This window comes from Nonomuraea sp. B1E8, assembly GCF_039871515.1.
Classification (GTDB): domain Bacteria; phylum Actinomycetota; class Actinomycetes; order Streptosporangiales; family Streptosporangiaceae; genus Nonomuraea.
In genome coordinates, this window is record NZ_JBDPLS010000005.1 from 498354 (window position 1) to 521180 (window position 22827).

Annotated in this window: 17 protein-coding genes; 10 read left to right on the forward strand and 7 right to left on the reverse strand. The window is 71.2% G+C overall.

The annotated features are described in order from the left end of the window. Positions 1-13 precede the first annotated feature (13 nt). Positions 14-877, forward strand: coding sequence for an alpha/beta hydrolase (locus ABGA98_RS20250; RefSeq protein ID WP_347619892.1), 864 nt, complete (start codon positions 14-16; stop codon positions 875-877). Here ABGA98_RS20250 and ABGA98_RS20255 read toward each other — a convergent pair. Both ABGA98_RS20255 and rfaE2 read right to left on the reverse strand, forming a co-directional pair. After that, positions 868-1383, reverse strand: coding sequence for a hypothetical protein (locus ABGA98_RS20255; protein WP_347619893.1), 516 nt, complete (start codon positions 1381-1383; stop codon positions 868-870). The two genes, ABGA98_RS20250 and ABGA98_RS20255, sit on opposite strands and share 10 nt — an antisense overlap. Before the next feature lie 36 nt (positions 1384-1419). Continuing rightward, positions 1420-2835 (reverse strand): D-glycero-beta-D-manno-heptose 1-phosphate adenylyltransferase, encoded by a 1416-nt coding sequence (gene rfaE2, locus ABGA98_RS20260; protein ID WP_347619894.1) that lies wholly within the window; start codon positions 2833-2835, stop codon positions 1420-1422. Between the two features lie 144 nt (positions 2836-2979). Between rfaE2 and ABGA98_RS20265 the strand changes: the two genes are divergently transcribed. Genes ABGA98_RS20265 through ABGA98_RS20280 form a run of 4 tightly spaced genes read left to right on the forward strand, consistent with a single transcriptional unit; the run spans position 2980 to position 7412 of the window. Further along, positions 2980-4050 carry a glycosyltransferase family 9 protein gene (locus tag ABGA98_RS20265; RefSeq protein ID WP_347619895.1) on the forward strand — a complete coding sequence of 357 codons (1071 nt, stop codon included), beginning with the start codon at positions 2980-2982 and terminating at the stop codon, positions 4048-4050. Next, the gene (locus ABGA98_RS20270; RefSeq protein ID WP_347619896.1) at positions 4043-4318 is read left to right on the forward strand and encodes a hypothetical protein; all 276 of its coding nucleotides are present in this window, start codon (positions 4043-4045) and stop codon (positions 4316-4318) included. Before ABGA98_RS20265 ends, ABGA98_RS20270 begins: the two co-directional genes overlap by 8 nt. A gap of 10 nt (positions 4319-4328) precedes the next feature. Beyond that, positions 4329-5948 carry an IucA/IucC family protein gene (locus ABGA98_RS20275; RefSeq protein WP_347619897.1) on the forward strand — a complete coding sequence of 540 codons (1620 nt, stop codon included), beginning with the start codon at positions 4329-4331 and terminating at the stop codon, positions 5946-5948. Positions 5949-6005: 57 nt separating this feature from the next. Further along, a complete protein-coding gene (locus ABGA98_RS20280; protein WP_347619898.1) occupies positions 6006-7412 on the forward strand; it encodes an NAD(P)/FAD-dependent oxidoreductase in 1407 nt (468 codons plus the stop codon). 44 nt (positions 7413-7456) lie between these two features. On the opposite strand, the gene ABGA98_RS20285 is transcribed toward ABGA98_RS20280, so the two are convergent. The 3 genes from ABGA98_RS20285 to ABGA98_RS20295 all read right to left on the reverse strand — a co-directional run bounded on the left by ABGA98_RS20285 (position 7457) and on the right by ABGA98_RS20295 (position 10172). Continuing rightward, positions 7457-7894: an STAS domain-containing protein gene (locus tag ABGA98_RS20285; protein WP_347619899.1), complete on the reverse strand. Its 438-nt coding sequence runs from the start codon at positions 7892-7894 to the stop codon at positions 7457-7459. A 62-nt stretch (positions 7895-7956) separates the two neighbouring features. Continuing rightward, positions 7957-8964 carry a hypothetical protein gene (locus tag ABGA98_RS20290; RefSeq protein ID WP_347619900.1) on the reverse strand — a complete coding sequence of 336 codons (1008 nt, stop codon included), beginning with the start codon at positions 8962-8964 and terminating at the stop codon, positions 7957-7959. Next, positions 8961-10172: a hypothetical protein gene (locus ABGA98_RS20295; RefSeq protein WP_347619901.1), complete on the reverse strand. Its 1212-nt coding sequence runs from the start codon at positions 10170-10172 to the stop codon at positions 8961-8963. Before ABGA98_RS20295 ends, ABGA98_RS20290 begins: the two co-directional genes overlap by 4 nt. Before the next feature lie 317 nt (positions 10173-10489). On the opposite strand from ABGA98_RS20295, the gene ABGA98_RS20300 reads away from it, so the two are divergent. The 5 genes from ABGA98_RS20300 to ABGA98_RS20320 all read left to right on the forward strand — a co-directional run bounded on the left by ABGA98_RS20300 (position 10490) and on the right by ABGA98_RS20320 (position 16957). Continuing rightward, a complete protein-coding gene (locus ABGA98_RS20300) occupies positions 10490-12646 on the forward strand; it encodes a transglycosylase domain-containing protein (RefSeq protein ID WP_347619902.1) in 2157 nt (718 codons plus the stop codon). 194 nt (positions 12647-12840) lie between these two features. After that, positions 12841-13812 carry a LacI family DNA-binding transcriptional regulator gene (locus tag ABGA98_RS20305; protein ID WP_347619903.1) on the forward strand — a complete coding sequence of 324 codons (972 nt, stop codon included), beginning with the start codon at positions 12841-12843 and terminating at the stop codon, positions 13810-13812. A 10-nt stretch (positions 13813-13822) separates the two neighbouring features. After that, positions 13823-15043, forward strand: coding sequence for a serine/threonine-protein kinase (locus ABGA98_RS20310; protein ID WP_347619904.1), 1221 nt, complete (start codon positions 13823-13825; stop codon positions 15041-15043). Positions 15044-15374: 331 nt separating this feature from the next. Next, the gene (locus tag ABGA98_RS20315) at positions 15375-16439 is read left to right on the forward strand and encodes a lytic polysaccharide monooxygenase (protein ID WP_347619905.1); all 1065 of its coding nucleotides are present in this window, start codon (positions 15375-15377) and stop codon (positions 16437-16439) included. Then, positions 16436-16957, forward strand: a complete 522-nt coding sequence (locus tag ABGA98_RS20320; RefSeq protein ID WP_347619906.1) for a hypothetical protein — start codon at positions 16436-16438, stop codon at positions 16955-16957. Before ABGA98_RS20315 ends, ABGA98_RS20320 begins: the two co-directional genes overlap by 4 nt. 244 nt (positions 16958-17201) lie before the next feature. Here the strand turns inward: ABGA98_RS20320 and ABGA98_RS20325 are convergent, their stop codons facing one another. Both ABGA98_RS20325 and ABGA98_RS20330 read right to left on the reverse strand, forming a co-directional pair. Beyond that, the gene (locus ABGA98_RS20325) at positions 17202-19679 is read right to left on the reverse strand and encodes a glycoside hydrolase family 9 protein (RefSeq protein WP_347619907.1); all 2478 of its coding nucleotides are present in this window, start codon (positions 19677-19679) and stop codon (positions 17202-17204) included. 23 nt (positions 19680-19702) lie between these two features. Next, positions 19703-22600: a glycoside hydrolase family 48 protein gene (locus ABGA98_RS20330; RefSeq protein ID WP_347619908.1), complete on the reverse strand. Its 2898-nt coding sequence runs from the start codon at positions 22598-22600 to the stop codon at positions 19703-19705. Between the last annotated feature and the right edge of the window lie 227 nt (positions 22601-22827).

Below are 22827 nucleotides of genomic sequence, written 5' to 3' on the forward strand. Positions count from 1 at the left end.
CGAGGAGCCCGCGATGCCCAAGGCGACGTTGCACGACGGAAGCACCATCGACGTGGAGGTGCACGGCTCGGGCCCTGCCCTGCTGCTGCCCGTCGACCCGCGCCCCGTCGAGGGCGAGCAGGCCGACGAGATGCGGAAGTGGGGCGCCGACCCGGCGCTCGGGCGCTCGCTCATCGACGGCCTCGGCGACGCCTTCCAGGTCATCGCCTTCGACTACCAGGGCCACGTCATGGCCACCCCCAAACCCGCCACGCTCACGCCCGCCGCCGTCGCGGCCGACCTGGTGGCCGTGGCCGACGCCGCGGGAGCCGAGCGCTTCGCGTACTACGGCTACTCCTGGCTGGCGGTGAGCGGGTTGCAGCTGGCGATCAGGACCGACCGGCTCTCGGCGCTCGTCATGGGCGGCTTCCCCGCGTACGGGGCACCGTACGCGGAGATGTTGCGGGTGACGAACGCGACGTACGAGATGGCCACCGGGCAGGCGCCCCAGCCCGAGAAGGCCGAGAAGCCGGAGAAGGCCGAAACGACCGACGCGTACGACTGGTCGTCGGCCGAGGTGTCCACGTCCGAGGAGCAGACCCGGCAGTTCGTCACCCTCTACGAGGGGTTGCAGGCCTTCGACGACCGGGCCGTCCGGCTCTCCTGCCCGCGGCTCTGCTTCGCCGGCTCGGCCGACGAGATCCACTACGACGAGCGGTGGGGCGGCACACACGTCAGCATCGGCGGCACGCTGGCCCGCCACCGGGCCGAGCTCGAAGCCCTCGGCTGGGACGTCCAGGTGCTCGACGGGCTCGACCACATGTCCGCCATGCACTCGGCGACCGTGCTGCCGATCCTGCGCCCGTGGCTGGCCGGGGCGCTCTCGGTTCACCTCTGAGGCGTGTCCTGGTACGGCCACGGTGAGGCGCCCACCACCGTCCCGTACAACAGGTGGTCGGCCATCAGCGCGATCCGCTCCACGGCGGTGCCCCTCCTGCGGGGCAGGCCGAGAGCGGGCGCGATGGCCGTCTCGAACGCGGCCCAGACCAGCATCCCGTAGACGGGACCCGCCCACTTGCGGCGGCGCACGGCGCTCGGCAACAGGCCGAAGACCGCCCCGCCGACCGCCCCGTACGTCCAGTGCACCGCCTCCACCAGGGCCGGGCGGCGCTCGACCGGGATCTCGTGGAACATCCGGGGAGCGGTCCGCTCGATCACCGACTCCGGCGGCGTCTTCGCGACCAGCCCGAGCGCGGTGGTGAACTGCCTGGTGCCCGACATCGCCATGGACGCGATCGCGCCACGGGCGGCGGCCCGCCTGACCGGCCTGCGCCGGGGCTCGGGCCTCCGCCGGGGCTCGGCGTCCGTACGCAGGTCAGGGCCGGCCGGAAGGGTCTGTGTCATGCGCTGCCGTCTACCGAACGGCGAGCCCGCCAAACCTCAGGGCACCGCCCGCATGCGGCCGATGATCGCGGTGGACGACCGGTCGCGGACGTACCCGAGCACGCGCACCTCGCCGCCCAGCGAACGCACCAGCGGGGCCTCCGTGAGCATCTCGGGGGTGTAGTCGCCGCCCTTGACGTAGACCTCGGGCCGGATCATCCTGAGCAGCCGCTCCGGCGTGTCCTCGTCGAACTCGGTCACGTAGTCGACGTCGTTCAGCGCCGCCAGCACCGACATGCGGTCCTCGCACGGGTTGACCGGGCGTCCAGGGCCCTTCAGCCGGGCCACCCCGGCGTCGCTGTTGACGGCCACCACGAGCACGTCGCCGAGCCGCCCCGCCTCCTCCAGGTAGGTCACGTGCCCCCGGTGCAGCACGTCGAAGCAGCCGTTGGTGAACACCACCCGCTCGCCCCTGCGCCGGTGCTCGTCCAGCAGCTGGGCGAGGCTCTCCGCCGTCTGGACCGTCCCCTCGTGGCGGCGCAGCGCGCGCATCAGCTCGTGGCGGGTGCAGACGGCCGTCCCCTGGCGCCGTACGACGACGCCGGCCGCCGCCTGGCCCGCCTCCGCGGCGTCCTCGGGCGAGGCTCCGCCCGCCAGCCAGAGCGCGAACGCGGCGGTGTAGGTGTCGCCCGCGCCCGTCGCCATGTGCTGCGGCGCGGGCCTGGCGTAGGTCCGGTACGGCGGCAGGCCGCGCCTGTGCAGCAGCGTGCCCTCCCCGTCCAGCGTGGTCACCACGACCCCGGCCCCGGTCAGCTCCAGCAGCCGCTCCGACCGGGCCGCCAGGTACGCCGGCCGGTCGCGGGGCTCCACACCGTCGTCGAGCAGGCGTACGACCTCGGCGAAGTTCGGGAGCACCGCGGCCGGCGCGCACTCCCGCCACGCCGCCACCGCGTGCGCGTCCACCACCAGCGAGGGTGCTCCGGCGAGCGCCCGGCGCACGGCCGGGGTGAACACGCCGCCCCCGTAGTCGCACGCGACGACCACGTCGGCCCCCGCCACGGCGCCGGCCAGCCGCCCGAGCAGCCGCCGCTCCGCGTGGCCGGAGATGCCGTCGAGGTCCTCCTCGTCGTAGCGCGCGGTGAGCTGGCCGCCGGTGACCAGTCGCCGCTTGTGCGCGGTACGCCGCCCCGGCACCGTCTGCAGGTCCGTCCCGACGCCGCGCAGCTGGAGCGAGCGCACCAGGGTCTCGCCGCACTCGTCGTCGCCCACGACGCCGACGAGCCGGACGCGGGCGCCCAGCGCGACCAGGTTGGCGGCGGTGTTGCCGGCGCCGCCCGGCGCGACCACGGTGGTCTCCAGGCTCATCACGGGCACCGGCGCCTCCTGCGCCAGGCGCTTGGCCGAGCCGTACAGCCACGAGTCGAGCATGACGTCGCCGACCACCGCGGCGCTGATGACCCGCTCTGTGCCCATGAGAGGCGCATACCAGCAAAAGGCCAGGTCAAACCCGCGATGGAGTATTTGGCCGGGTGTTACGGGCCTAACGTCTCGGGGTAGCCAGGCGGCTATGCACACCCTTCGCACCACGCGCCCGGCAGCCTCCGTACGGGAGGCGCCATGACGGCGCTGGTCGGCGGGGTGGAACGGATCGCGGTGCTGCGGGCCAACGCCCTCGGCGACTTCCTGCTGGCCGTGCCGGCGCTGGAGGCGCTCAAGCGGGCCTACCCCGGCGCGCACCTGACGCTGCTGGGCATGCCGTGGCACGCCGCGTTCCTGGCGGGCCGGCCGGGGCCCGTGGACGACGTGGTGGCGCTGCCGCCCATCTCGGGCGTGTCCACGGCCGAGCCAGGGCACGCCGCGCCCGACAAGTTGTGCGAGCGGCTGCGCAGGCGCCGGTTCGACCTGGCGGTGCAGATCCACGGCGGCGGCCGCTACTCCAACCCGTTCGTGCGCCGGCTGGACGCCAGGGTGACCGCGGGGATGCGCGCCCCCGGCGCCGAACGGCTGGACCGCTGGGTGCCGTACACCGACTACCACCACGAGACGCTGCGCTTCCTGCAGGTCGCCGCGCTGGTCGGCGGGGTCGCAGGCGGGCTGGAGCCGCGGCTGGCGCTCACCGCGGCCGACCGCGCCGAGGCGACGGAGCTGCTCGGCGAGCCGCCGCCCGGGCTGGTGGCCGTGCATCCGGGCGCGCGCGACCCGCGGCGGCGCTGGCCCGTGGAGCGCTTCGCCGAGGTCGCCGACCGGCTGGGCAGGCCGGTCGTGGTGACGGGCACCCGCGAGGAGGAGGACCTGGTGCTGGGCGTGGTCGAGGCGATGCGGCGGCCCGCCGTCGCCGTCGTCGGCGCGCTCGGCATCGGCGGGCTGGCCGCGCTGTACGAGCGCTGCGACCTGCTGGTGTCCAACGACACGGGCCCGCGCCACCTGGCCGCCGCCGTCGGCACGCCCACCGTCGGCGTCTACTGGTGCGGCAACCTCATCAACGCCGGGCCGCTGAGCAGGACCCGGCACCGCCCGCTGATCTCCTGGACCACGGCCTGCCCGCAATGCGGCGCGAGCGGCGTGGACCCGGCCGCGGAGCGCTGCCCCCACGACCGGTCGTGGGTGTGCGACGTCTCGGTCGAGATGGTGATGGAACAGGCGGAGGATCTGCTCGCCGGACCTACAGGAGATGACACCGATGACTGACCACGCCGTGCGCGACGAACTGCAGCAGGCCATCGATGAGGCGTTCCGCGGCCGGGACCGGGTGGCGATGCGGGAGGTGTACTCGGCGGTGTCCCAGCACGTGAACCTGCCCGCCGACCTGCTCACCCACCTCAACGAGCTGCCCGAGGGCGCCTACAGCAGACAAGGGCTCGCCCGGGCCATCAACGAGGTCATCACACGCAGGGGCGAGCAGGACAGCCTCGGGCTCCTCGACGTGCCCACCGGGGCGGAACCTGGCGCGGGGTAGCCAGGAGGACATGACGCGAAACGCGCGGAAGGCGGAGGCCGCGTTCGAGGCGGAGCTGGCTCTCGTGCGTCCGGAGCTCTCCGCGGGCTACGCCGCCGCCCTGCCGGGCGCCCGAGCCGCCGTGCTGGGCCGCCTGTGGCGCAGCCTGCTGTACGAACCCCTGCCCGGCCTCGCACGACCGGGCCTTGGGGAACCGGACGAGCGCCAGGGCGGGCAGGTGTGCGTGGCACTGGTGGACGGGCGGCGGTTGCGGGGGCGGGCGCGGCTGCCGTACGACCTCGAAGGCGAGCCGGCCCTCTGGCTGGACGGCCGGCCGTACACGCACCCCGCCGAACTCCTGGCCGCGCTCGCCCTTCCCGGCACCACCCGGCTGGTCCACGACCTGGACAACAGCGTCGCCTCGCTGGCCCTGTCCCGGGCCGCCACCGCCCGGGCCGGCCCCGACGGCCTGAACACCCCGGAGGACTACGAGCAGAGCGTGGTCGACGGGCATCCTTACCATCCGGGTTGCCGCAACCGCCCCGGCGTCTCCGTGGCCGAGCAGCTCGCGTACATGCCGGAGCACCGCGCCACCGTCGCCCTCGACCTGGTCGCGCTGCCCGCCGCCGCGTGCCTGGTGACGGGGCCATGGCCGGCCGCGCTCATGGACGGCGACCGGCTGCTGCTCCCCCTGCACCCCTGGCAGACCCGCCATGTCCTGCCCGGCCTGGGCCTGCGCCCGTACGCCACGGGGGCGATCCCGGCCCGGCCGTTGACGTCCGTACGCACGCTCGCCCCCGTGGACGGCGGCCCGCACGTGAAGACGGCGTTCAGCACCCGGATGACCTCCAGCGTCAGGGACATCTCCCCCGGTTCCGTCCGCGACTGCGTCCCGCTGTCGCGCCTGCTCGCCACCCTGTCAGGACGGCGGGGCGGCCGTCCCGCCGTCGCCGGCTACCTGGCGGGGGCCGCCGCGAGGATCGACGGCGAGCACAGCGCTGACGTGTCGGCCATGCTGCGGGAGCCCACACCGCGCGCCGGCGCGGAGACCGTGCTGCCCGTGGCGGCGATCACCCGCGAGATGGTCCGCGACCCCGCCGCGTGGCTGGCGGCGTTCGCCCGCCTGGCGCTGGAGGACGTGCTCGGCCTGCTCGCCCTGGGTGTGGCGCTGGAGGCGCACGGCCAGAACCTGCTGGTCGCGCTCGACCGTGACGGCCTGCCGTACCGGCTGATCTACCGGGACCTGGCCGACGTGAGGATCAGCCCCGCCCGGCTCGCCCGCAACGGGATCGAGACCCCGCCCGTCAGCCCCAGGCTGCTCACCGACGACCCGGACGTGCTGCACGGCAAGCTGCTCGGCTCGCTCGTCGGCACCACGTTCGGCAGCCTGGTCGCGCTGCTCGGACGACGTGACCGCGCTGCGGAGGCGACGTTGTGGGACGTCGTGGCCGCCGCCGCGCGCGAGGCGTTCGACGAGCTGCCCGGCACGCCGGACACGCGCGCCGACCGCGACGCCGTGTTCGGTACGCACATCACGGTGAAGGCCCACCTGCTCGCCCAGCTCGACGACGCGCCGCCCGGCGACCGGTGGACCACGCTGCCCAACCCGCTGGCCTCTCACCCCGGCGACGGGCCGGGGGGTTCCCGGTAATAGGCGCACGGACGTGAAAGAGTTTTCTCACGTCCGTGCGAATGCTTGGGAGGCAAGATGGCTGACGAGTTCGACGTCATCGTGATCGGCGCCGGTCCCGCCGGTGAGAACGTCGTGGACCGGGCCGTGCGCGGCGGTCTGACGGCCGCGATCGTCGAGGAGCGGCTGGCGGGCGGGGAGTGCTCCTACTGGGCGTGCGTGCCGAGCAAGGCGCTGCTGCGGCCGGTCGATCTGGCGGGCGAGGTGGCGCGGGTGCCCGGCCTGGAGCTCGGGCCCATCGACGTGGCGGCGGTGCTGGCCCGTCGTGACGAGGCCGTCGGCCATTTCGACGACTCCGGCCAGGTGGGGTGGATCGAGGGCGTGCCGGCCGAGTTCGTCCGCGGGCGCGGCAGGCTCGACGGTCCGAGGCGGGTGCGCGTCACCTTGGCGGACGGGGGCGAGCGGCTGCTGACGGCCCACCAGGCCGTCGTGGTGGCGACGGGCAGCACTCCGGCCGTGCCTCCCGTGCCGGGGCTGGCCGAGGCGAACGCGTGGACCAGCCACGAGGTGACCGCGGCCAGCGTGATCCCCGAGCGGCTCGTGGTGCTCGGCGGCGGGGTCGTGGCCTGCGAGATGGCGCAGGCCATGCACGGCCTGGGCACCCGGCAGACCACCCTGCTGGTACGCGGCGGCGGACTGCTGGGCAGGATGGAGCCGTTCGCCGGTGAGCTGCTCGCCCGGTCGTTCGCGGACGCGGGCATCACCGTGCGCACCGGCACCCAGGTCAGCCGGGTCGAGCGGCCTGAGCCGGGCGGGAAGGTGACGGTGCACCTGCCCGAGGGGCCCGTGCTGGAGGCGGACGAGCTGCTGGTGGCCACGGGACGCCGGCCCGCCGTCCGCGATGTGGGGCTCGGCACGGTGGGCCTGCCCGACAACGTCCCGATCGAGGTCGACGACAGCATGCGGGCGACCGGGGTCTCCGATGGCTGGCTGTACGCCGTGGGCGACGTCAACGGGCGCACGCTGCTCACGCACATGGGCAAGTACCAGGCCAGGGTCTGCGGCGACGTGATAGCCGCGCGGGCCCGCGGTGAGGAGCTGCCCGCGATGCGCGACCTGGCGGACGGCTACGGAGCGCCGCAGGTGGTGTTCACCGATCCGCAGGTCTGCGCGGTCGGCCGCACCGAGGCCGTGGCCCGAGCGGACGGCTTCCGGGTGCGCGTCGTCGACTACGACATGGGCTCGGTCACCGGTGCCTATCTCCTGGGCGACGGCTACCGCGGCCGGGCCAGGGCCGTCGTCGACGAGGACAGGAGAGTGCTGCTCGGCGTCACGTTCGTCGGTCCGGGGGCGGCCGAGTTGCTGCATGCCGCCACGATCGCCGTCACCGCCGAGGTGCCGCTCGACCGGCTGTGGCACGCGGTGCCGTCCTTCCCGACGGTCAGCGAGGTGTGGTTGCGGCTCCTGGAGGCGTACGGGCTCTGAACGTGACGCGGGTGAGGCGGGCTCCGCCGTCCGCGCGGAGCCGCTCAGCAGCGATCATCCTGCTCGCCGCCTCTGGTGATCACGTTCGGCGAAGCCCGCCCCGGCGACCCGTCCTGCGCCTGCACCATCAGCTCCGCCACGACCTCATCGACGCTGTCGGCCAGTTCCACGTGCGACAGCAGGTCCGTCAGCCGCAGCACCGACAGCAGGTGCTGGTCCGGCTGGACGAGGATGATCCGGCCACCGCTGCGCTCCTCCTCCATCCGCTGCATGGCCATCGCGAGCACCCCGATGACCGACGAGTCGTAGAAGTCCAGGTCGTGCAGGTCGAGCACGAGCACAGGCCCCTGCGACCAGTCCCACACGGACGTGATGCAGGCGCTGAACCTGACCCTGCCCTCGTGGTCGAGCTCACCGCCGGCGCGTATGACCGTGCAGTGCACGTATCGTGTGGCTTCGATTCGCAATCCGCGCTCGGTCATCCATAAAGACTGCCCTCTGCGTGGCGTTTTCACGGATGATCGCAAATTTTCCGTCGATCCGGTCAGTGCGAGGTGCCTGATTCCAGGGTCGCCAGCACGCCGCGGCCGGAGGCGACGAAGACCAGCAGCGGTGAGGTCGTCGGGCTGGCCAGCTCCAGCTCCGTCACGTTGCCGCAGGGCCGCTGCTCGAACTCGACCGGCTCGCCGTCCCTGACGCTGAGCACCCGCTCCACCCTGGGCGCCGCCGTGCCGAGCAGCTTCTTGGTGGCGTGCCGCAGCCAGCGCAGCTCGCTGTTCACCCGCCGCCACGACGCGGGGATGAGGCTGGCCGGCTCCGCCTTGGTGCCGAGCCGCAGCGTGACGCGGCCGGTCGCGCCGAAGGTGTCCTTCAGCACGGGGTTGACGACGAACATGCCCGACCGCAGGACGCGTACGCCCTGCCGGTTGAGGTTGGCCAGCCCGCCGGCGCTGATCAGCGTCGACAGCTCGCAGCGGGAGCCGTCGAGCGTGTCCGGGTCGAAGTCCACCTCCGGCGGCTCGTCCAGCACGACCTTGTCGAGGCGCACGCCGGCCACCCCGTCGGGGGCGACGCGCCCGGACACGATGCGGCGCACCTCCTCGCCGACGCCGTCGCCCTCCATGATGTCGAGCGCCTCGATGCAGACGAGGCCGTCGTCGGGGATCTCCTCGGCCGCGAGGTCGAAGGCCACCTTGGCGTGCGACCGCCGGCCTTTCAGCAGGACGCACTGGCGCAGCCGCCCCTGGGAGCGGATCTGCACGAGCCGCGTGAGAGGGCCGCCTGGCACGGGTTTTCCGGTGTGCCAGCCGCTCACCGACCGGTCGTCGGCCGACAGCGTCAGCAACACCCGCAGCGGGCGTCCCTGCGCGGCCACCTTGAAACCGGCCAGCCCCGAGGTCTCGAATCTGCCGACGATGTGGCTGCCCCTGTGCAGCCGGTCGGTCACCTGAAGCGAGGGGACCTGCCCGCTGAGCAGGTGCACGGGTGGTATCGCGGGCAGGATCACCGGGTCGAGGTCGGTGTCGGTGTCGGATCCTGTGCTGCTGGTCATCGGATGCTCCTCTCGGGGGTGATGGTGGTGGCCAGCGCTGCCGGGTCGTGGAAGTCGAATCGGGTGAGCACGGGCTCGCGCCGGTCCCACATGCGGGCGACGGCACGGTAGAGGGGGTCGCCGTCGCGCTCGACGTACCGGAGGTTGACGGCGAGGGCGCGGGCGTAGTCCTCCGCGCCGTGCTCCCAGTGCGGCAGGAGCTGGGTGGGGACGTCGGAGCCGCAGCGGCGCAACCAGAGCCACAGGCGGGCGCGCTCGCGCTGCTCGGGGCCGAGGAACGACTCGCCCTTGGCGTGCCTGCCGATGGCCTCCTCCAGCAGGCCGCGGTGGTCCGCGGGCGAGCGGGCCAGGTAGGTGGCGCCGCAGGCGCTGCCCTCCGACCAGCCGGCCTGGATGACGGGGATGCCGAAGGCGGGCAGGTCGCTGTCCCTGAAGGTGACGCCCACGTCCGTCACGCTCCACAGGATGTTGGTGGACAGGGCGCCGGTGACGCATTTCATCCGGGAATGACCGTTCGCGACGGGGTCGAGGAACAGCCAGTTCGCGGACTCGTCGGACGCGGCGAACTCCGCCGTCGCGTCGTACAGCTCGGTGTCCTGTCCCGGGGTGTGGCCGAACACGGCGATCGTCGGCCGGTCGGCGTCGATGCCCAGGCGGGCGCAGCCGTAGTAGCGGAGCTGGCGGCGCTCGGTGTCCGTACGGAGCTGGTATCCGCTCTTCGCCCGCCAGGCGACCCGTTCGGCCCCGGGCCTGATCGTCTTCCTGTGCGGCCACACGTGCCGCTCGAAGAACGCGCCGACCCTGGCGGGCAGCTCGTCGAAGAAGGAGCACGGGCCCTGGTCGGGGAACATCGTGTACGCCTTCAGCGAGCCTGTGCCGTGGACGTGCACGACCGGGATCTCCCTGGTCACCGAGCGGTCCGCGCGGCTGGTGACGAGCGCGAGAGGCGGCGGCTCCGGCTGGACGTCGCCGGCGGCGCCGAACGCCTCCGCGAGGCGCCGCCATTCGGGGCCGGTCAGCGCGACCAGCCGCGCCGAGATCAGGTCGCACACGGCCCTGGCGACCAGCAGCGTGCGCGTCACGACCCGGATGTCGTCGTCGTACGCCTCCGCCACGACGCAGCCGTCACCGCCGGGAATGTCCCCCCAATATGACCTGGCGGCCGAGAGCAGACGGTCGAAGTCCGCGCCATGTCCGACACCACGCATAAGACCCTCCACCAAGGCCAGCAGGAAACGCCCTGGCCGACGTTGCCAGACGGGTGGCCGGGGACCGCCAGACAACACGCTTCTTTGCCCTCGGCTGGGGGAAATCGGCCGATCGCGAGGAGAAAGATCGCCACAGCCCGCACAGGGGGCCCATGCAGCACGAACGTCAGATATGCCTACAGACACGGGAAAACCGGCCGCGCCGCGCGAACAAACTCCCGTCTCACAGGGTCCAAGTTTTTACATAGAACACGTCATGGCTGGGTTTAGGATGCACCCGAATGCCAAGAGGGGGAGGTATTGCCAGCATGTCCCGTATGTCGAGTATCGCGCGCCTGACCGGTGCGGCGGTGGCTGCAGGTGTGGTGACCGCGGCCATCGCGCTGCCGGCGGTCGGAGGCACGGGAGCGATGTTCGTCTCGGCATCGGAGGAGCTCGGCATCAAACCCGAGGAGCTCAAGGAGCCCCCGCTCGCGGAGAAGACGACGGTGCTCGACGCCAAGGGCAACCAGATCGCCCAGTTCTACGAGGAATATCGCGAGAACGTCAAGCTCGCCGACGTGGCCGAGATCATGAAGACGGCCATCATCTCGATCGAGGACTTCCGCTTCTACGAGCACGGCGCCATCGACATCGAGGGCACCCTGCGCGCCCTGGCCAAGAACCTCAGCTCCGGCGGCATCGCCCAGGGCGGCTCGTCCATCACCCAGCAGTACGTCAAGCAGGTGCTGCTCAACTCGGCGACCACCGAGAAGGAGAAGAACGCGGCGCTTGAGGCCAGCTACGCGCGCAAGCTCAGGGAACTGCGCTACGCGATGGCGGTCGAGGAGAAGTACACCAAGGACCAGATCCTCGAGAAATATCTCAACATCGCCTACTTCGGCGCCGGCGCCTACGGCGTCGAGGCGGCGGCCAAGCGCTTCTTCGGGGTCGACGCGGCCAGCCTGAACCTGGTGCAGTCCGCGACCCTGGCCGGCGCGGTGCAGGACCCCAACGCGACCGACCCCAACCTCGGCAGGGAGCAGCGCGAGCGGCTGCTGCACCGGCGCAACGTGGTGCTCGACAGGATGGCCGAGCTGGGCAAGATCACGCCCGCGCAGGCCAAGGAGGCCAAGGCCGAGAAGCTCGGCTTCGACAAGGGCCAGCCGCTGCCCGGCGGCTGCGGGGCCAGCGCCTACCCCTACTTCTGCATGTACGTGCGCAACGAGATCCTCAGCAACAAGATCTTCGGTGCGACGAAGAAGGCCAGGACCCAGTTCCTCAACCGGGGCGGCCTGACGATCCAGACGACGCTCGACCCGAAGATGCAGAAGGCCGCCGACCGGGCCATCAGGAAGCACGTGTACGCGTCGGACAAGGCGGTCGCCTCCGAAGCCCTGGTGGAGCCGGGCACGGGCGCGATCAAGGCGATGGCCGCCAGCCGCACGTACGGCGACAACAAGCGCAAGAACGAGATGTCGTACAACGTGGTCGCCGACGCGGTGCACGGCGGCGGCACCGGCTTCCAGGCGGGCTCGACGTTCAAGGTCTTCACGCTGCTCACCGCGCTCAAGGAGGGCATGAAGATCCACGACGGGGTCTCCACCGGCAGCGGTTACCGCGCGCCCTACTACTCCTCGTTCAAGAACTGCAAGGGCGAGAACATCGGCGACCCCTCCCACACCGTCACCAACGCCGAGGGGGGCGGCGGCGGCTTCAAGTCGCTGGCCACCGGCACCTGGGGCTCGGTGAACACCTTCTTCGTGGCGCTGGAGCAGAAGGTCGGGCTGTGCGACACGGTCAAGACGGCCAAGTCGCTGGGCATCAAGCGCTCCGACGGGTTGCCGCTGACGGAGTTCGAGACGTTCACGCTCGGCACCAACGAGATGGACCCGGTGACCGTGGCCACCGCCTACGCGGCGATCGGCGCCCGGGGCAAATACTGCAAGCCCATGGCCATCAGCAAGATCACTGACCGGTACGGCAAGACGAAGACGTACAAGCCCGAGTGCAAGCAGGTGTTGGATCCCGAGGTCGCGGACGCCGCGTCGTACATCCTGGAGGGGGTCTTCACCAAGGGCACGATGCGCGGCGTCGGCGGCATCGGCCGCCCGGCGGGCGGTAAGACCGGCACCACGGATGACCAGGCCGCCGCCTGGTTCGCCGGGTTCACCCCGGATCTGGCGGGGGCGGTCAGCATCGGTGACACGCGGGGCGCGCAGAAATACAAGCTCAACGGCGTCACCATCGGCGGCCGCTACTACAGCTCGGTGTTCGGCGCGTCGATCCCGGGGCCGATCTGGAAGGACACCATGCTCCTGGCGCTGAAGGGCGTGCCGGAGACCGAATTCCACCCGATGAACACCTCGCGTTTCGGCGGTTGCGGTTCGAGCTGCCAGCCCTCGCGGTCCGACCGGTCGGAGCCGGACTCCGGCGACGAGGCCACCGATCCGGAACTGGACGACGCTGCCGTCGGCCTCGGGGTCAGCCCATAGGGAAGGCCGGAAATGCGTAATCGGGCCGTCGGAAATCCGGCGGCCCGGAAGGCTTCGACGGCCACCGGCGTGCCTGGCTGAGCAATCCGGAGTGCGTCCGTACAGCAGGACGCACTCCTTGCAAAGGCCCTATTAACAGCGGCGAAACATTGGTAACGTGGGAGCGCTCCCAGGATCTTTCCGCGAGGTGCTCCATGACCGAGCAGCCCACACTGGCACAGGTGGCGGCCGCTGCAGGGGTTTCCCCCGCGACCGCATCACGAGTCCTCACCGGCTCGGTGCGGGTCAGCACTTCGACCCGCCGCCAAGTCTACGACGCCGTCTCCCGAATGGGCTACGTACGGCAACGCGCACCACGGGGAACGGCCGCCAAAACCATGGCCGACGGTGTCACAGCGGTGATCTGTGACCACCTTCCCCGGCTCTTCTCGGAGCCCTACTACGCCAGGCTCCTGTCCGCGGCCGGCAGCGTGATCGCCGAACACGGCACCCATCTCATGGTGACCACCGTCACCCCCACGTCGTCCACGCTGCCCGCCCTGTCCGGCGCGGTGCTCATCGTGGGCGCGAGAGAGCGCCACCCACTGGCGATCAAGTTGTCCACCGCGGGCATCCCGGTGCGCAACATCGGCCGCCCGCCTCACGACCTCAAACTCCCCTACGTCGACGTCGACAACATCGACGGCGGCCGCCAGGCGGCGGAGCACTTCCTGCTGACCGGCCGCCGCAACGTCGCCGCCATCGGCGGGCCGCCCTCGTTGCCCGCCGCGCGCGACCGATTAGACGGCCTGGTGCGCACCCTGCGGGCGGCGGGCGCACCAGACGTGCCCGTGGCCTACGGTGACTTCACCGCCGCCTCCGGCACCCACGCCATGCAGTGGTTGTTACGCCACGCCCCGGGCCTCGACGCCGTCTTCGTGGCCTCCGACCTGATGGCGGCGGGCGCGATCCAGGCGCTGCGCAGGGCCGGGCGCAAGGTGCCGACCGACGTTGCGGTGATCGGATTCGACGACGCCCCGGTCGCCAGGCACACCGTCCCCGCGCTGACCACCGTCCGCCAGCCCGTCGAGGAGCTCGCCACGGTCGCCACCCGGCTGCTCCTGACAGGGGCCGCGGGCATCGACCCCGTTCTCCCCACGGAACTGGTCGTCCGTGAGTCGGCTTGAGCCTGGGGATGTGCTGGCCCGCCGGTATCTGCTGCTGGATCCGCTGGCCCGCGGGGGCATGTCGGTCATCTGGCGTGCCTTCGACCAGTCCCTGCACCGGATGGTCGCGGTCAAGGTGCTCACCTCGTCGCTCCATGCCGACCACGGCGAGCGCGTCAGCGTACGCAGCGAGGCGCGCGCAGCGGCCAGGTTCATCCACCCCGACTCCATCGAGATCTACGACTACGGCGAGACCGTCACCACAGGCGGGGGCGTCGCGGCGTTCGTGGTGATGCCGCTGCTCGACGGCACGCCGCTGGCCGAGCGCGTCGAGCAGGGCCCGCTGCCGTGGACCGAGGCCGCCGCGATCGCGCTGCGGCTGGCCAGGGTGCTGATGGCCGGGCACGCCCGCGGCCTGGTCCACAGGGACGTCACGGCCGAGAACGTGCTGCTCACCGCCGACGGCCCGAAGCTGCTCGACTTCGGCATCGCGGCCTGGGCGGGCGACCCCGACGACGAGCGCGGCACCCCGCCCTACGTCGCCCCCGAGCGGCTGCACGGCGCGCCCACGCATCCCGCGGTCGACGTGTACGCGCTGGGCGTGCTGCTGCACACCATGCTCACCGGGCGTACCCCGTACCCGGAGACGACGTGGGAGGAGATCGAGGCGGCCAGGAGGACGGCGCCGCCGCCCCGGGTGCCCGGCGTGCCCTACGCCGTCGCCACGCTGTGCCAGCGCTGCCTGGCGCACCGGCCCGAGGAGCGGCCGGGCGCGGCGGAGATCGTCGCGGCGCTGACCGGCGCGCTGGGCGCGGCCACCGTGGGCCGGCATGTCAGGCGCGCGCTCACGGTCGCGGGCTCCGCGACGGTCGCGCTGTCGATCCTGCTCTGGTTCCAGCAGTCGGAGCTCCACGTTCCGGAGCAGGCCGCGCAGCCGCGGCCGTCCCCCGCGTCTCCACTGGTCGAGAGCTCGCCATCCTCGGCGATCACCGTCGAGCAGGCGGTGGCCGGCTTCAGGACCACGCTCGAGGACAGGACGCCGTGCGGCGCGACGGACGCCGACGTCGTGCTCGACCTCAACCAGGTGCTGAACGGCCTCGTCGCGCCGCACGGCCCCGCGGCGTCGAGCGGGACCGAGCGCCTGCGGGGCAAGCTCTCCGACCGCCTGCGGGAGGGCCGGCTGGCGCCGGCCTGCCTGAGCGAGCTGGAGGCCAGGCTCGACGACATCGAGGCCGCACTCGGCCCGAACTGACGGCGTTGATGAGGGGTACGGCAGCACCAGCCGTACCCCTCCAACGCGCGGCCGCGCCCCTCGCAAAGCACGGCCGCGCGAGCCTGATGGCATGTGCTCCCGTCCTGTCTGCTGAGGAAGTGTACTGGGAGCGCTCCCAGTATGGCAGCCTCCCGACGGCCCCGATGTACGGCAAGCACCCGGGCGGCGGCGACCAGCAGAACCATGACCAAGATCGGCTGAAAGTTTCACGCCGCGTTGTCGGATCGGCCGGGCCCGTGATTCAATGCGCTGGCCGGGCGGGCTGGTCATGGGCAGGCTTTCCTCTGTCGTCAGCGCAAGGAATCCCCCCATGAGATTGTTCAAGTCGGCGGCGCTCACCGCCGTCATGGTTCTGATCACGAGTGTCCTGATGGTGCCCTCACCGGCACAGGCCCACGGCGTGACGATGTTCCCCGGCAGCCGCACGTTCCTGTGCTGGCAGGACGGCCTCCGGGACAACGGCCAGATTCAGCCCTACAACCCCGCCTGCGCCGACGCGGTCGCGCAGAGCGGCACGACCCCTCTGTACAACTGGTTCGCCGTGCTGCGCTCCGACGGCGCGGGCCGGACCACCGGATTCATCCCCGACGGGCAGATCTGCAGCGGAGGCACCGGCGGGCCCTACGACTTCTCGGCCTACAACGCGGTCCGCAACGACTGGCCGCTGACCCACCTGACCGCGGGCGCCAACATCCAGATGCGGCACAGCAACTGGGCCGAGCACCCGGGCGACTTCGACTACTACATCACCAAGAACGGCTGGAACCCCAACGGCCCGCTCAAGTGGTCCGACCTCGAACCGTTCGGCACCGTCACCAACCCGCCCAAGAACGGCGGCCCCGGCGGGCTCGGCTACTACTACTGGAACGCCCAGCTCCCGTCCGGCAAGAGCGGGCGGCACATCATCTTCACCCACTGGATCCGCTCGGACAGCAACGAGAACTTCTACAGCTGCTCCGACGTCGTCTTCGACGGCGGCAACGGCGAAGTGACCGGAGTCGGCCCCGGCGGCGGCACGCCCGACCCCGACCCCACGGTCACGCCGACCGACCCGCCGCCCGGCGACAGCGGCTGCACCGCGACGTGGAAGGCCACCGACAACGGCTGGGCCGGCCACTTCCAGGGTGAGGTGACCGTGCGCAACACGGGCGACAGCGCAATGAACGGCTGGACGGTCTCCTGGACCTACAGCGGCGGGCAGGGCTTCGACGGCACACCGTGGAACGGCGTCCTGTCCGGGCAACCGCCCAACGTCACCGTCAAGAACGCCACCTACAACGGCCAGCTCGCACCGGACGCGACCACCTCGTTCGGCTTCAACGCGACCGGCTCCATCCCCAACCCCGCACCCACCCTGACCTGCACCAGCCCGTGATCAGAACGCGTCGCGGGCTTGTCGCGGCAAGCGTCACCCTGGCCGGCCTGACCCTGGCCGGGGTGATGTTCTTCGCGGGCAGGCAGCCCTCCGCCCAGCTGAACGAAGAGCTCGCCGCCCAGGTGACCCTGATCCTGGAACGGTCGTCGACCGGCGAGCACCACGCACACGGCCACACCTTCGAGTCGGACGTCGTGTGCGCCGTGGAGCCGTTCGGGACCGAACCGGCCGGCGCGTCCTCCCTCGTCGAGGTGAAGTGGGTCTACGCCCGTCACCTCTGCGCCATCACCGGCGAGAGTAGCGAATGGCCGGTCTCCGTGCGCGCCTCGGGGCCCATCGCCGTACGCCTCGGCATCCCGCCCGTCGTCAAGGTGCCGGAGGCGGGCGCGGGTTACCCGGAGCGGGTCAGGCGACTCATCCCCCCGCGCTACCACGAGCAGGCGTTCGCGGACTTCTCCGACGACGCCGCCATCGAGGCGGCCAAGCAGCGCTTCGCCCAGGCCACCTCAGCCAAGTGACAGGGCCAAGTGACAGGGCCAAGTGACAGGGCCAAGTGACAGGGCCAAGTGACAGGGCCAAGTGACAGGGCCAAGTGACAGGGCCAAGTGACAGGTGACAGGTGACGGACACGAACGGACGCGGCGCCGACTGGAGGTATCGGGCCGCGTCCGTCCCATCCGGGCGGGATGTGTCACAAGGCAGGAGTGTTGCTTCGCCTCACCTCCTCATACGCAGCCGAGGGCCGACGGGTTCGACCCGGGGTCAGATGGCGGTGCAGGTGATCGGATCGGGTGTGGCGGGCGTGCCGTTCGCGATGAAGCCGAACGTGGTGGTGGCGCCGGGAGCGAGCGAGCCGTTCCACGCCTCGTTCTCGACGGTGACGGCGGAGCCGGAGACTGTGTGCCTGCCGCCCCAGAGCTGCGTGATCGAGCTCTGCGACGTCCAGGCGACCCTCCAGCCGTCGATCGCCTCCGTGCCGCCGTTGCGCACCGTCACCTCGGCCTGGTAAGCGCCGCCCCACGCGTTCGTCACCTCGAACTCCGCCACGCACCCGTCGGCGGGCGCGGGCGTGTCGGAGGTGGTGAACGTCGTGGCGTCCGACGGCGGCGAGGTGTTGCCCGCCGCGTCCCTGGCCACCACGTGGGCGGTGTACGCGGTGGAAGGGGTGAGCCCGGTCAGGTCGTAGGACGTGGTCGTGGCCGTGCCTACCTTGGTGGACCCCAGGTAGACGTCATAGCCGGCCACTCCCACGTTGTCCGTGGAGGACGTCCAGCCGAGCCTGGCGCTCGAACCCGTGATCGCGGAGACCGCGGGCGTGCCGGGCTTGCTGGGCGCAGTGTCGTCCTCCACGTCCGGACCCGGGGGCTCACCCCAGATCTTGGAGTCGCCGCTGTAGAGGGCGATGCGTTCTGTTCTCTCCGGCGTGGCGCCGGGCGTGGTGGGGATGCCCTGGTACGACCAGTCGTTGGCCGGGTCCCACGTGCCCGCGCTGGAGATCCTGAACTGCACCTCCCTGCGGTGCTGCGACTGTCCTGCCGGGGCGATGTCCTCGCCCGAGCAGTCGATGCGCACGTAGTACGTGGTGCCGCCCGTGGGGTGAAGTGTGGGCGCCGCGCACTGCGTGTAGGCCGACGACACGCTGATCTGCGAGGCCGTCGTCGAGCCGTCGAGGGTGAAGTAGTAGCGGAACGAGCCGTCGGACAGCACCCTGGCGGGCCAGGCCGACCGGTTGCGGACGATGGCCTTGATCTCCGTGAAGGTCGAGCCCGACGCGTTCACGCCGGCCTCGACGAGGATCTCGGGCCCGTCCGGGGTCTCCTCCTGCGGGAAGTTCGCCGCGGGAGCGCCCCCGTACTCCTGGTAGAGCCGGGCCAGCGCGCTGGTGAAGCCGGCGTTGTAGTCGGTGGCGACCTCGTTCATGACGTAGTCGTCGCGCTCGTCGGTGTAGGCGTCGTTCGGGTCGGGCGGGCCGCCGACGAGCGCCCCGTACAGCGTGTGGCGGGTCTGCTCGGGGTTGGTGATCTGGTCGGTCCACGAGCCGTGCGCCGTGCGGTGGTGCGGGTTCCGCGGGGGGTTGTTCCCGAAGCCGATCACGTACGACGAGTCGCGCGGGTTGTCGCCGAGCGCGTAGTCGATCTGGCTGACCGCGAAGTCGTGGTAGCGGGCCTTGCGGGTCGCGTCGGTGATCGAGTCGCTGTGCACGAGCGCCGCGAACGCCGTGTTGGCCGCGTACCTCAGCGAGCCCCACCGGTCGAGCACGGCCTGCCCGCCGGGCGAGTAGGCCACCTTCGACCCGTTGACGCCGACCGTCCACCAGTCGAGCCAGCGGTTGGCGTCGTCGAGGTAGCGCTGCTTGCCGGTGAGCTTGTGCAGCAGCACGTACGCGCCGTAGGACTTGTCGTCCCAGGCGATCGTCCACTTGTACGACTTGGTGCTGGTCTGCGGCTCGTTGCCGAGGTTGTCGTAGCCGGCTTCGGCCTTGGCCAGGTAGGAGGCGTCGTCCGTGGCCCGGTAGAGCCAGATCGCGCCCCACACCAGCTCGTCGTTGTAGCCGCTCCAGGAGTTGTAGTAGCTGGAGGCGTCGGTGATGCACTCGGTGTACTTCTTCCTGACCGTGTCGGCGAAGGAGTACAGCTGCCGGGCGTGCGTCACCAGCGTGTCGGCATACGCCGGATTTGTCGGGCGGAAGACGATCGAGGAGGCCGCCATCGCCGCCGCCGTCTCCCCCGCCAGGTCCGACCCGCCGCACGAGGCATCGATCTTGTACGCCGGCCGCTCCATCCCCATCGCCTCGGCCGGACCCCACCACGCGTGGTCCGTGCCGCCGTTGCCGACCTGCCCGTAGAGCACGTTCGGCGACGGATGGGCCTTGATGAAGTAGTCGTTGACGAACTTGAGGTTGTTCAGCAGGTGGGTGAGCTGGCCGGAGTCCGCGTAGGCGTCGCGGTACTCGACCGCGCCCCAGGCCAGCATGGTGGCGGAGAACGCCATCGGGAAGCCGAACTTGACGTGGTCGCCCGCGTCGTACCAGCCGCCCGTGAGATCCGTCCCCACGTCGTCGCCGTCGTTCACGGCCGAGTCGCCGCGCCAGGAGACGCGGTTCCAGTCGGGCAGCTCGCCCGACTGCTGGGCCTCGTAGAACCACAGCGACTTCTGCAGCGCCTCGCCGTAGGCGAAGGCGGGCTCGGCGGCGCGGGCCGCCGGCCCTGCCCCTGTCACCAGGGGCAGGACCAGCGACACCGCCGCTATCAGAGTCGTCCTCCTCACGGGAAGAGCCGCCCGTACTCGGCGAGCGCGACGGCGACGTCCACCTGCGCCCAGAACCGGTGGTAGTTGAAGACCGGCGCCTCGCCGCCGTTCAGGAAGGCCTCGACCTTCGGCCAGTCGGGGTCGTCCTCGTAGAAGGACCTGATCGACAGGAACGTGGAGTCCTCGTTGATCGGGTCGCCGTTGGGCATCTCGCCGCTCCAGCCCGGCGGCACGTACACCGGGTCGGTGACGCGGCGGTAGTCGGCCTTGGTCTCCGGCACCGACACGCCCGCCTCGTCGCGGTTCGCCCAGACGCCGTCGAGCAGCGCCTTGGCCGTGTCACGCGCCTCGGCGTGGTTCGCCCTGGCCGCGTAGTACATCAGCACCTTGGCGTACGATCCCGCGACGCCCACGTCCTGCGTGTGGTCCAGGACGGTCACGTGCAGGTCCGGGTTGGCCGGCGGCATGCCGGACGTGGCGGAGAAGTCACCCGCGGGCGCGCCGCTCCACCGCAGCGTCGACGGGATCTCGTAGCTGCCGTCGGCGTTGACCGTGGTGTTGTCGAGCGCCCACTCCACCCACTTGTCGAGCAGCGCCTTGGCGTCGGCGTTGCCGGTGACGTTGTAGAGCTCGGCCACCCGCTCCATCGTCCACGCCTGGAAGCCGAACCACTGGTTCGACGGCGGGTCGTGGTAGACCGGCTGCCAGTCGTAGGTCATGCCGTGGAACTTCGGCAGGTCGCTCGGCGGGGTGCCGTAGTGGCCCTCCCAGCTGTTGGTCGCGCCGCCGGCGATGGCGCCCTCGTCCGACTGCAGCCAGGTGTAGAACTGCAGCTGACGGGTCAGGCTGGTGCTCCAGTCGGAGGAGCCGGTCGCGCTCTTCGGCTTGAGCTCGGCCACGTTGGCCAGCGCCCAGGCCGCGAACGGGTTCTGGTAGCCGGCGTGGTTGTGGCTGGAGCCGATGCGCCAGGCCCATCCCGCGTTGGAGTCGGTCGCGCCGCCCCAGGCGTAATACCAGTTCAGCAGGTACGCGGCGGAGTTCTTGCCGGAGCCCGCCGGGCACGAGGGGCTGGTGCAGCCGGGCTGCTTGAAGTACTTGTCGTACATCGCGTAGCGCAGGTAGTCGCCCATCTTGGCGGCCTTGGCCACCGTCGCGGAGATCTCCGACTCCTTGTCCTGCTCCTTGGCCCAGGTCAGCGCCCAGTACGCGGCCTGCACGGCCCGCGCGTCGGCGTCGGGGGCGTTGGTGTACTTCCACTGCTTGGCGTAGGCGCTGTCCTCGATGAACAGGTCCAGGTAGCCGTTCGGGCCACCGTGCTCGAACGTGTCGCAGGACGGCTGCGGGATCGTCTCGAAGACCGACTCCTCCGGGCCGCGCTGGTAGGTGTTGATGTAGGCGGGCCTGGACGTGCCGTCGCCGCAGCGGCCGAAGCCGTAGGTGTTGTCGACGTCGAGCAGCCAGTGCATGCCGTAGATGTCGCGGGTGCCGTACGCGCTCTGCAGCTCATTGGCCAGCGGGTCGGTGCCCACGGTGACGCCGGTGTCCATCTCGGTCGGGTAGTTGCTGATCTCCAGGTGCTCGGCCGCGTACGTGGCCGGCTTGGACGGGTCGTAGAAGGAGTTCGTCGGCTGGTCCTCCGTGGACGGGATGATGTACGTCTCCAGCGAGGTCCACGCGTCGTTGAACTTCGACCAGTCGCCGGTGACCTGCCCGTAGACCGCCTCCAGCCACAGGTAGTAGCTGTAGGCCTCGGACGTGGTCTCGTGCCCGTGGTCCGGCGCCTCGACCATGAACGTCTCGATCGAGTGGTACGGCACCCCTTCGGGAGAGAAGTAGCCGTTGTCCGGGTCGTGGAGCTCGTTGTAGAGCTCGACGAAGCGCTGGACGTACTCGTTGCCGCCGCCGACGTCGTCGTCCGCCTCGTTGGCGGTGACGTCGACGGGGTCGTAGCCGGTGGCGCTGACCCGGAAGACGGCCGAGCCGCTCGTCGTGTCGGAGTCGTCGGCCGCGGCCAGCGTGACGTTCTGCTCGGTGTTCCAGTTGGACGGCGTGAACGTCCTGGTGGCGCCGCTGGAGACGGTGAGGTCGGCGTCACCGCTCGCGCGGGCGACGGAGACGCTCACGTTGGACGAGGGCGCCTGCGACAGTTTCACGCCGAAGCTCGCGGTGCCGCTCTCGGGCACGGACAGGCTGGTGGGGCTGACGACGAGCGCGGGGCCGGTGTTCTGCGAGACGGTGATCCCGACGGGCGCCGAGGTCGTGGTCGCGCCGCCGTTGTCGGTGGCGCGGGCGGTGATGGAATAGCTGCCGGCCGCCACGCCGGTCCAGTTGTAGGCGTACGGCGCCGAGGTGTCGGAGCCGAGCAGGGTGGAGCCCTGGTAGAAGTCGACCTTCGAGATCGTGCCGTCGGAGTCGGCCGCGTTCGCCGCGATGGCCACGCTCGCCGGGGCGGTGTAGGTCTGGCCGGCCGAGGGGGAGGTCAGCGACACGGTGGGCGCCTCGTTGGAGCCCTCGCCGCCGCAGGTGGTGCCGTTGACGGTGAACGACGTCGGGTCGGGGTTGCTGCCGGACCAGGTGCCGTTGAAGCCGACGGAGACGGAAGCGCCTGCGGCCAGGTTGCCGTTCCACGGCATGTTGGTGCCGGTGACGCGGGTGCCCGACTGGCTCCAGTTAGCACCCCACCCGCTGGGGGTGTACTTCTGGCCCGTGGTCGGATAGTCGAACGCCAGCGTCCACGAGCTGAGCGCGTCGCCGGTGTTCTTCAGCGTGATGTTCGCGGTGAAACCGCCCTGGCCTGGGCTGCTCGTCCATTGGTTGGCCGTATAGGTGACGTCACAGGCCACGGCCGCCTGGGCGGGTGCGGCGGCCACGGCCGCGGTCGCGCTCGCCACGAGGACGAGGGTCGTGGCCACGGCCAGTCGCCTCGATAAGCGCGTCAGGATGAGAGGAGGTCTGTACTTCACGGGGTCTCCATGGGAGTAGGGGGTGTGGGAGCGCTCCCACGATGGATTGTGGATGCACCCCGGCGTATGTCAACGGAACGGCTTCCGGGTAACCCCCGTGTTTCCTCTCACCAGGCTGCCCGGGATGAAAGTTTCATCCTCGTTCCATGGTATTCGGCGAGCATGCGGGGCGGCAA

What these genes read in the sequence shown, in the direction of transcription:
- ABGA98_RS20285 (WP_347619899.1), bottom strand. Translation starts at nt 7,894, where the DNA reads ATGACCGAGCGCGGATTGCGAATCGAAGCCACACGATACGTGCACTGC.
- ABGA98_RS20315 (WP_347619905.1), top strand. Translation starts at nt 15,375, where the DNA reads ATGAGATTGTTCAAGTCGGCGGCGCTCACCGCCGTCATGGTTCTGATC.
- ABGA98_RS20275 (WP_347619897.1), top strand. Translation starts at nt 4,329, where the DNA reads ATGACGCGAAACGCGCGGAAGGCGGAGGCCGCGTTCGAGGCGGAGCTG.
- rfaE2 (WP_347619894.1), bottom strand. Translation starts at nt 2,835, where the DNA reads ATGGGCACAGAGCGGGTCATCAGCGCCGCGGTGGTCGGCGACGTCATG.
- ABGA98_RS20300 (WP_347619902.1), top strand. Translation starts at nt 10,490, where the DNA reads ATGTCGAGTATCGCGCGCCTGACCGGTGCGGCGGTGGCTGCAGGTGTG.
- ABGA98_RS20305 (WP_347619903.1), top strand. Translation starts at nt 12,841, where the DNA reads ATGACCGAGCAGCCCACACTGGCACAGGTGGCGGCCGCTGCAGGGGTT.
- ABGA98_RS20295 (WP_347619901.1), bottom strand. Translation starts at nt 10,172, where the DNA reads ATGCGTGGTGTCGGACATGGCGCGGACTTCGACCGTCTGCTCTCGGCC.
- ABGA98_RS20265 (WP_347619895.1), top strand. Translation starts at nt 2,980, where the DNA reads ATGACGGCGCTGGTCGGCGGGGTGGAACGGATCGCGGTGCTGCGGGCC.
- ABGA98_RS20290 (WP_347619900.1), bottom strand. Translation starts at nt 8,964, where the DNA reads ATGACCAGCAGCACAGGATCCGACACCGACACCGACCTCGACCCGGTG.
- ABGA98_RS20270 (WP_347619896.1), top strand. Translation starts at nt 4,043, where the DNA reads ATGACTGACCACGCCGTGCGCGACGAACTGCAGCAGGCCATCGATGAG.
- ABGA98_RS20250 (WP_347619892.1), top strand. Translation starts at nt 14, where the DNA reads ATGCCCAAGGCGACGTTGCACGACGGAAGCACCATCGACGTGGAGGTG.
- ABGA98_RS20280 (WP_347619898.1), top strand. Translation starts at nt 6,006, where the DNA reads ATGGCTGACGAGTTCGACGTCATCGTGATCGGCGCCGGTCCCGCCGGT.
- ABGA98_RS20255 (WP_347619893.1), bottom strand. Translation starts at nt 1,383, where the DNA reads ATGACACAGACCCTTCCGGCCGGCCCTGACCTGCGTACGGACGCCGAG.